The organism is Serratia sp. ASV30, from assembly GCF_016428815.1.
Classification (GTDB): Bacteria; Pseudomonadota; Gammaproteobacteria; order Enterobacterales; family Enterobacteriaceae; genus Chania; species Chania fonticola_C.
The window spans coordinates 1-320 of the sequence record NZ_JAELTL010000239.1; the positions used below are offsets into that span (position 1 = coordinate 1).

Annotated in this window: 1 protein-coding gene; it reads left to right on the plus strand. The window is 72.5% G+C overall.

Annotated elements, in window-relative coordinates:
- The coding region (locus JHD74_RS26245) for a hypothetical protein (protein WP_199063935.1) at positions 1 to 201 on the plus strand (201 nt) is incomplete at its 5' end.
- Positions 202 to 320 lie beyond the last annotated feature (119 nt).

The following is a 320-nucleotide window of genomic DNA, read 5'->3' on the forward strand; positions in this document are numbered from 1 at the left end:
ATCGCACAGCCGTTAGCGCTGCTGGCCACCCTGGCAGCCAATAAAATGGGCGATGCGCTCAGCGGATTGATTGCGTTGGCGCGCCACCAGTTGACCCAGGATTTAACCTTTGTTGACGGCCTGAACCCTGTCTCTTATACACATCTGACGCTGCCGACGATGCCAACTGGGTGTAGATCTCGGTGGTCGCCGGGTCATTAAAGGGGGGGGGGGGGGGGGGGGGGGGGGGGGGGGGGGGGGGGGGGGGGGGGGGGGGGGGGGGGGGGGGGGGGGGGGGGGGGGGGGGGGGGGGGGGGGGGGGGGGGGGGGGGGGGGGGGGG